The sequence below is a fragment of the Actinospineispora acaciae DSM 45401 genome, assembly GCF_000620785.1.
Lineage (GTDB): Bacteria > Actinomycetota > Actinomycetes > Mycobacteriales > Pseudonocardiaceae > Pseudonocardia > Pseudonocardia acaciae.
Window position 1 is genome coordinate 1 of sequence record NZ_JIAI01000050.1, and the last position, 7,597, is coordinate 7,597.

Here is a 7,597-nt window from a genome sequence, read left to right on the forward strand (position 1 = left end):
GCCGAGTCGTACCGCCGGGGGAAGTTCGACTGCGCGCTCGCGGTCGGCACCAGCAGCACCCGCGCTCCGTCCTGGGTGGCGATGAACGCCAGCGGCGGCTGCCAGGCGTCGTTGCAGATCAACGTGGCCATCCGCCCGTACTCGGTCTCGAACGCCCGCAGCGTCGGCCCCGGGGTGAAGTGCTTGCGCTCCTCGTAGGTCCGATACGTCGGCAGGTACAACTTCCGGTGCAGATGCACCAACTCCCCACCCACGTAGTAACCAGAGCTGTTGTACGTATGGATGCCGTGCCCGGCCTCCACGAACCCCAACAGCACCCCGGCCCGCCCCGCCGCCTTGGACAGCCGCACCAACCGATCGTCGTCCGGCGCGATGGACAGGTCCGTGTCCACCCCACCGATGTCATACCCGGTGATGTGCAACTCCGGGAAAACGATCAGATCGGTGCCCTGGGCCACTGCCTCACCGATCACCTGCTCGGCACGCTCCACGTTCGCGTCGATGTCGCCGAGCACGGCATCGACCTGGGCCATGGTGATGCGCACCTATGACGCCTCGAGCCTGCGGGACTCCTGGACGGAGGTACGGGCCAACGAACCGGCCAGGAACTCGTCGAGCAGCGCGATGAGCCTCTGGAACGTGGGGTTGTCGTCGAACATCCACTCCGTGTGCCCCCGGCCCTCGAGCAGCTCAAGGCGCTTGGGCTCGCCCGCATGCGCATAGAGTGCGCGCGCCTCGACCGGCGTGTGCAGCTTGTTCTCCGCGCCGTGCACGACCAGCAACGGACGAGGAGCAAGGCGGTGCACCACCTGCTCGGGGACGAAGCGCATCAGGAACTCCGCCGACTCCAAGGTGACGCCGGTACCGAACCCCGGCGCCTTGTACAGCTCCGCGCCCACATACCCGTCGGTGCGATCATCCAGATCCAGTCGCACGATGTCCCACGGACTGGTGATCTCGGAACGGCCGTGCGTCGCCCGGTGCGCCCGGTCGTCTCGCACCCGCCGCAGCAGGCTCGCCCAGGACGCCTCGTCATGCATGTGCCGCAACGACCGGGCACCATCGGCGACCCCGTTGAGGCAGGCGACTGCCCGGACCCGAGGATCCTCGACGGCCTCGGCGACGACCACGCCACCACCGAGACCCCAGCCGACGAGCGCGAGCCGCTCGACGTCCACCTCACCCACCGTGCTGAGCCGGTCCACCCCGGCGCGCACGTCCTCGGCCCACTCCTGCGGGATCAACCGGCCCCGCTCACCCTCGCTGAGCCCGAAGCCCCGGTAGTCGAAGGCGAGCACCGCGTAACCCAGCGGGTTGAGCCCGCGCGCGAACCGCTCCGGATGGATGACCTTCTGGCCCTGATAGCCCGAACAGACAACCACAACCGGGTACGGTGCGCCGCTTCCGGCGTCATCGGGCAGGTGCAGGTCGGCGTCCAGGCGCAACCCGCTGGAGAAGAAGGGCAGGGAACGGCTACTCACGAAGTCCTCCTGGCACGACGGCCGTTCTCCCCGTTCGCGGGAGCCGAAGCCACGGCACGGGACAACTGGTCAGCGGCCGCCCGCACCTCCCGTCCCACGGCGTCCAGGGCACGACCGAGCCGAAACTTGGGGGCGGACACGTTGAGCGCCCCGACGATACCGCCGTGGAAATCCCGAACCGGCGCGGCGGCGGCGACCAGACCCGGCTCGAACTCCTCGTTCACCACCACGTAGCCGCGTCGACGGGCGCTGCGCAGCTTGACCAGCAACTCATCGACGTCGGGTGGAGCATCCCGCCACACGGCGACGGTGGCCGGCCGCTCGAGGAGCATTCGCGCATCGGTGTCGGTGTGGTCGAACAGCAGCGCCCGACCCGACGACGTGCAGTGCAGTGGAGAAACGTGGCCGACCCATTCGGCGGCCTGGATCGTCTTCCCCGGGCTCTCCGACATCACCGTCAGTACCTCACCGCCATCCAACACCGACAAATGCGCGCACTCGCCCAGATGCGCCACCAGCCGACGTAGCACCCGAGGCGCAAGCGCTGTCAGATGCTGTCGCGTGGCGCCCGCGGCCAGCACGAAAAGCCGCCATCCCAACCGATACCGCAGGTTGACCGGGTCACGAATCACGAACCCGGCCTCGGCCAGCGTCTTCAGCGTCCGGGAGACCTGGCTCTTCTCTCGCTCCACCAACCGCGCGATCTGCACCACGCCGAGCCCGTCGCGGCCTGTCGCCGCCGATGCCCCCAGGACGTTCAGGATCGCGATCGCCCGGTTCAGGCTCGTTGAACGGTCCGCCGCCATGGAGCTACGCACTTTCCGGTGGCCGACAGCGAGCCTGAGGCCCGGCCGGCGGATCGGCCCGGCGCGGCGACACCGGCCGGGCGAGGAACGGATCACCGTCGAGAACGAACATGGACCGAGATGTTGACCCGATCAATGAACTTGATGCAATCTTCGTTGTTCTATCCGCAACGAAAGCCGCCTCATCCTGCTTCTTTGGGCGGACGGTTGCGACCCAAGCACCACTGCTCCGGACCCACCCACCCCTGTGACAGCGCCAGAATCGCATGGAGGCGGACCTTCGTCTCCGGTTCGGCATCCAATCGCCGGACCGGTCCGGTTGTGCTGTAGGCCAGGAGCCCGTCCTAGGCGAGCAGCAGGGCGCGGTCCCAGCCGCTCGCGGGCCGTGCGTCTGTCGCGTAGGCGTGCAGCGCCAGTGCGATGCCGGCGGCGCCGTCGAGGAAGCCGGCGCGGTCGGGTGCGGCCGGGAGACCGGCCCGGTAGTGGAAGCCGAACGGGCGGATGGGGTGGTAGCCGGCGAGGACGCGGCCGGCGAGGTGGTGCAGCGGGCCGTTGAGGCGGTCGTCGCCGGTGTCGAAGGCGATCCGCCAGGTGATGTGTAGGACGCCGGCCCAGCCGTGGCAGAGGGCGTGGTCGCGGGGGCTGCCCTCGGCCGGCGCGGTGCGGGTCAGTTCGTGGTTGAGGCGCGCGGTGAGGGCGGTCACGGCGAGGTCGGTCCATCCGGGGACAGCGAGGGTGTCGCCGGCGAGTTGCAGCGCGCGCGCCAGGCCCGGTGTGCCGTAGCACCACGCGGTACGTCCGGGGGTGCGCGCGTCCCGGCCGGCGGCGAGCTCCTCGGCCAGGGTGAGGGTGGCGGGCCAGTACGGGCCGGCGTCGTCGTACCGGCACCTGGCGACCAGCCACTCGGCGACGCGCCGGATCGCCTCGTCCTGACCGGGGACTTCGACACCGGCCCGTCGGGCAAGCACGAGCAGGGCCAATGGCCCGGGTATGCCGTGGGCCATCCCGAGGTTGAGGTGGCCGTCGGCGGTGAAGCCGGTGGGGCCGGAGACCGGTGAGTGCGGGACCCACCAGCCCGGGAGCCGGTGGCCGTCGACCTGGACGGGGTGGGTCATCGCCACCAGCGCGGTGAGGACGTCGGTGAGGGCGGGGTGGCCCGCGGTGAGCAGGTAGGCACCGAGGCCGGTGAGGCCGCGTGTCAGGTCGTAGGCCATCAGGTTCACGCCGGCCCGTCCGGCCGCGATGCGTTCGTGTTCGGCGCCGGCGAGCCGGCGTGCGCGGGTGGCGATGTGTGCGTCGAGGCCGGCGAGCAGCCGCTCGTACTCCCCGGGCCGGTTGGTGGCCGCTCGCGCTGTGAAGGCTACGGCGGTGAGCCCGTCGAACAGGCCGTCGTCCGGGCCGGCGACCAGCCGTTCACAGGCCCGGCGCAGGTAGGCGTGGGTGACCGCGCGGTATGGCTCGTCGTGGTGCCCGAGCTCGGCGAACAGCAGGGCGACACCGGGGTGGCCCTCGGCGAGTGCGAGTGGGCTCCAGGGGCATCGGGTGCTGCCGTCGGCGTGCTCGTCGACGTTGCCGTCGGCTCGCACGATCGCTGTCACGGTGTCGGGGTCGCGCAGCCGTTCGGCGACCACCCGCGCGACCCGGTCGGCGCGGGCGCGGTTCATCTCCGGTACCTGCGCTGGTTGCGGTGTGCCTGGGTGGCGGCCCGCGCGATGGCCACGGCGCGGTGTTCGGCGTCGGGATCGATGCCGTGGAGCCGATTGAACTGCAGGTGCAACAGCGATCTCAGGGCCGTGCCCGGCGATGTGGTGGCCCGCTCGCCGAGCGCGGTCAGGGTGTTCGCGTAGCGGGCGACGGCGGGTGCGCGCCGGGCCCAGGCGGTCAGGGCGGCGGCAGCGCCCGGTTGCCCGTCGAGCCCGCCGTACGCCGCGAAGGTGCTCGGGTCGGTGGGGTCCAGGTAGGGGTCGACCACGCGCACCGCATCGCGCCGCGACTTCGTGAACGCCTGATGGTGCTCGCCCTTGCGGTACTCGCCGGCGAACCAGTCGACCGTGCGTTCGGCGTCGCCGAGGAACGCGCGGGCGAGGGCGACGATGTTGGCCGAGGCGAGCAGCGCCGGGTCGAGGTCGAGCCGGCCGTCGTGGACGAGGCGCAGCAGCGTGCAGGCGGCCTCGCTGTCGGCGTGGAAGGCCGTCTCCGCGGCGGTCATCGCGTCCGGCCCGCCGTAGCGTTCGAGCTCGGGCTCGTAGGTGTCCAGCGCCAGCCGCCGGCACATGCCCTCGGCGCGCAGCGTGGCGGTCCAGTCCCGCAGCCGGGGCAGCAGCGCCGCGAGCGTGTCGGGCCGGCCGTGGAACCGCAGGCGCAGGTGCGGCTCGGGGTCGCGGTACCGGAGGAAGAACCAGCGGTCCGTGCCCTCGGACAGGCACGCCACGAGCGCGGGCAGTCTGGTCGCCAGGATCTCCGACTGCCGCTCGTGCGCGCAGTACAGCGCGGCGTAGAGCCACTCGCCGCCGGGCAGGTGCTCGACCCGAGGACGCCGCACCGGCCGCTGTCGACGCGGCTCGGCGGTGGCGGTTGGCGCTTCCCGCAGCAGCGGAACGACCAGCTCGTTCTCGTGACCGTTCAGCCAGCCGGTGCCGAATTCGCCGCCGGCCGGTTCTTCCTGCAGCACCACCTGGTCGTTTCGGTCCAGCTCGTGGCGCAGCAGCCGCTGGTGCAGCGGATCGGTGAGGTCGAGCGGGATGCGGTGGTCGGCCAGGGTGCAGTAGACGCGCTCGGGAACCCGCAGCCGGGCGCGCCACCGGTCGAGCAGGTCCCGCCACTGAGCCATGCCTGGGCCGCGCCCGCGCAGGGCCGGCTCGTCGGGGCGCCATTGTGCCTGGCTGAGTACCGTGCGGCCGTACCTGACCCTCGGCAGGTAGGGCAGCGCCTCGAGCGCGCCCCAGCTCCACGGCCGCGCCGGGCGGACACCGCTCGCGGCCACCTCCCGCAGGAAGTGCACCACGTTCGGCGCGGCCACCCCGGTGTGCAGCATGTGGAACGTGACCGGGCAGACGCGCCGTCCGAGCGACTCCGACACCAGGTAGAACCGGTCCTCGTCGGCGCCGACGAACAGGTCGTCGACGCCGAGCGTGCCCGGCTCGGCCCGGTCGGCGAACGTCGCGACCGGGATCCGGTGCCGAAGCCACCGAGGCACCTGGGTCACGTTCGCGCCCCGCGCGCGCGGCGAGCAGAACTCCAGCTGCGCCGCGACCGCATCCCCCGGCGCGGACTCGCCGGCCACCGCCGCCAGGTCCGCGCGGTCGGCGTCATCGAGCAGGTAGGCGAACCGCCCGAACGTCGCGCCGGCCTGCGTCGACCCGAACAGCTGTGACACGACCAGCCGATACACCCCCGCATCGACCGCGGCCGCCGACTCGGCGTACAGCCCGGCCGCCAGCTCCCATGACGGCGGCGGCGTGCCGCCGTGCTCGCCGAGGCGCGCAACCAGGTCCTCGTCCAGCACGATCTCCGGCCACCCGTTCATGATCGCTTCTTGGACCAGGCCACCGAGCAGCCGGTCCCGTTCGCCGCGCTGTTCGGGCAGCTCCACCGCTGCCGCTCGTGGGCTCGGCGGAACCAGATACCCGGCCGGCGCCGCCATCCCGACATCCGGATCAAGCAGCTCGGTGACCGGCACCAACTCCGACCCGTACCGCTCCAGGAACTCCGCGTGGTAGTCACGCAGATGCACCGGCAACGCCTGCGGTGGGCTCAACCGCCACAGCGCATCACCGGCGCGCGCGACCTCCTCGGCAACACCGGCGGGAAGGCGTACGTCGGCGTCGAGAGCCAGGTCCACCTGCACCGGATGATCCGTCTCGCGCAGTCGACGCATCCGCCGGCTCAGCGCGTGCCAGGTACCGGCATCGCCCATCGGCCTCGCGGCGTAGTCCGCCAGCTCACCGTTGATCGCACGCAGTTCGACAGCTTCCCGCTCGCCGGCCAACCGGTCGAGCACATGGCCGACCGGGTCGGTGGCATCCAGCGGCGGCGAAAGGTCGGTCAGCAGCACCTCATGCCCGACCAGCTCACCGAGCAAGCGCGTCACCTGAGCGGGCGCGGCCTGGGGGAACCGCTCCCTCAGGCGGGCGGCGAGCTCGCCGAACCCGATCACCTCGGCGGCCATCTCGACGGCCGCCCGCACCGCGGCCGTGTTGCGCACCGTCAACTCCGCGACCTGCTCCTCGGCGCCGACCTTGTCCGGCAGGTACGGCACCACCAGCCGGTCGCCGCGCACCCGGCACAGGCCACTCGCGACGACCCGCAGCCCGGCGAGCACGTCGGGGTCGCCCTCCCAACGCCGCACCAGGGCGAGCAGCCACGCCATGTCCGGCCGGACCCCTCGACGGTGCTCCCGGCCCAGGCGCACCCGGGTCGGGTGGGTGTCCGACGGCGAGCCGAAACGCGCGGCGGCGACACCAGCCATGGTGCCGAACGGCGTAGGCCGCCCACACATTCGAAGCCAGTACCGGCTGGTCGCCACGACCGCCCGCCGCAGGTCCGCCAGCGGCGGCACCGTGCCCGCCCCGACCTCGGCCAACCGGCGCGCCAACGACGGGCTGGAAACAGCCACCGCCTCCCGGAACCGGGCATCGCCGGTCAGGCCGCAAACGTAACCAACCAGCCGCGCCTCATCATCCCAGGCATCGAGCCTGACAACACTCGCGCGGGAAAGCGGAAACGCCGCCGCCCGCAACAGCGCGAGACCAGCGGGACGGAACAACGGCCGCTCGGCCCCGGCCGGGGGGTTACCAGGCAAGTCGCGGCGTCAGCAACCAGAGCAATACGTCCGGCTGAGCGTGTGACAACCGGTCGAGCACGTCATCATCGACGAATCAGACGGGCTCGGGGCGACCGTGACCCTCGGGTCCAGGTCGAACATTTCATCGATCTCCGCGACGCCCTGAAAGACGTCCGTCCGCGGGTTTTCCAGATCCATGGCGACAACTTCTAGAACGCTCAACGGAAGCCCCTTCGCTTCAGGAAGCGGTCCTCACAGAAAGTGGCCGCTATCCGGCCAGCCATTGTACAGGTATCGCTTCGTTCTCCACACGTTACGAAACTCTAATGAATGATTAAGTTCGCCGGAGTTGCCGAGTGAGCACCCGCTGCTGGCGCCTTCGAGGCGGAGCCCGCACACTCCGCCGATGGGGCCTGCGATGACCGACACGGTGATGACCGACACCGTGACAGACCGGCCGGCGATGATCGGGCTCGAACAGATCACCAAGCACTACCCCGGCCAGGACCGCCCCGCGGTGACCGAGC

General features: G+C 71.3%; 6 protein-coding genes. All 6 read right to left on the reverse strand.

The window, feature by feature from the left end; translation table 11 throughout:
* A partial coding sequence (locus N912_RS0147760; protein ID WP_037070417.1) for a nitrilase-related carbon-nitrogen hydrolase occupies positions 1 to 545 on the reverse strand: 545 nt, incomplete at its 3' end.
* On the reverse strand, positions 546 to 1,481 hold the full coding sequence (locus N912_RS0147765; RefSeq protein ID WP_028927977.1) for an alpha/beta hydrolase: 936 nt from the start codon (positions 1,479 to 1,481) through the stop codon (positions 546 to 548).
* On the reverse strand, positions 1,478 to 2,287 hold the full coding sequence (locus tag N912_RS0147770) for an IclR family transcriptional regulator (RefSeq protein WP_028927978.1): 810 nt from the start codon (positions 2,285 to 2,287) through the stop codon (positions 1,478 to 1,480). The genes N912_RS0147765 and N912_RS0147770 overlap by 4 nt, the downstream gene beginning before the upstream one ends.
* A gap of 344 nt (positions 2,288 to 2,631) precedes the next feature.
* Positions 2,632 to 3,951, reverse strand: a complete 1,320-nt coding sequence (locus N912_RS59550) for a lanthionine synthetase C family protein (protein ID WP_037070418.1) — start codon at positions 3,949 to 3,951, stop codon at positions 2,632 to 2,634.
* Complete coding sequence (locus N912_RS0147780; protein ID WP_028927979.1) at positions 3,948 to 7,088, reverse strand: thiopeptide-type bacteriocin biosynthesis protein; 3,141 nt, start codon at positions 7,086 to 7,088, stop codon at positions 3,948 to 3,950. The genes N912_RS59550 and N912_RS0147780 overlap by 4 nt, the downstream gene beginning before the upstream one ends.
* A gap of 9 nt (positions 7,089 to 7,097) precedes the next feature.
* Positions 7,098 to 7,268 carry an FDLD family class I lanthipeptide gene (locus N912_RS67205; RefSeq protein WP_211261658.1) on the reverse strand — a complete coding sequence of 57 codons (171 nt, stop codon included), beginning with the start codon at positions 7,266 to 7,268 and terminating at the stop codon, positions 7,098 to 7,100.
* Positions 7,269 to 7,597: the final 329 nt, after the last annotated feature.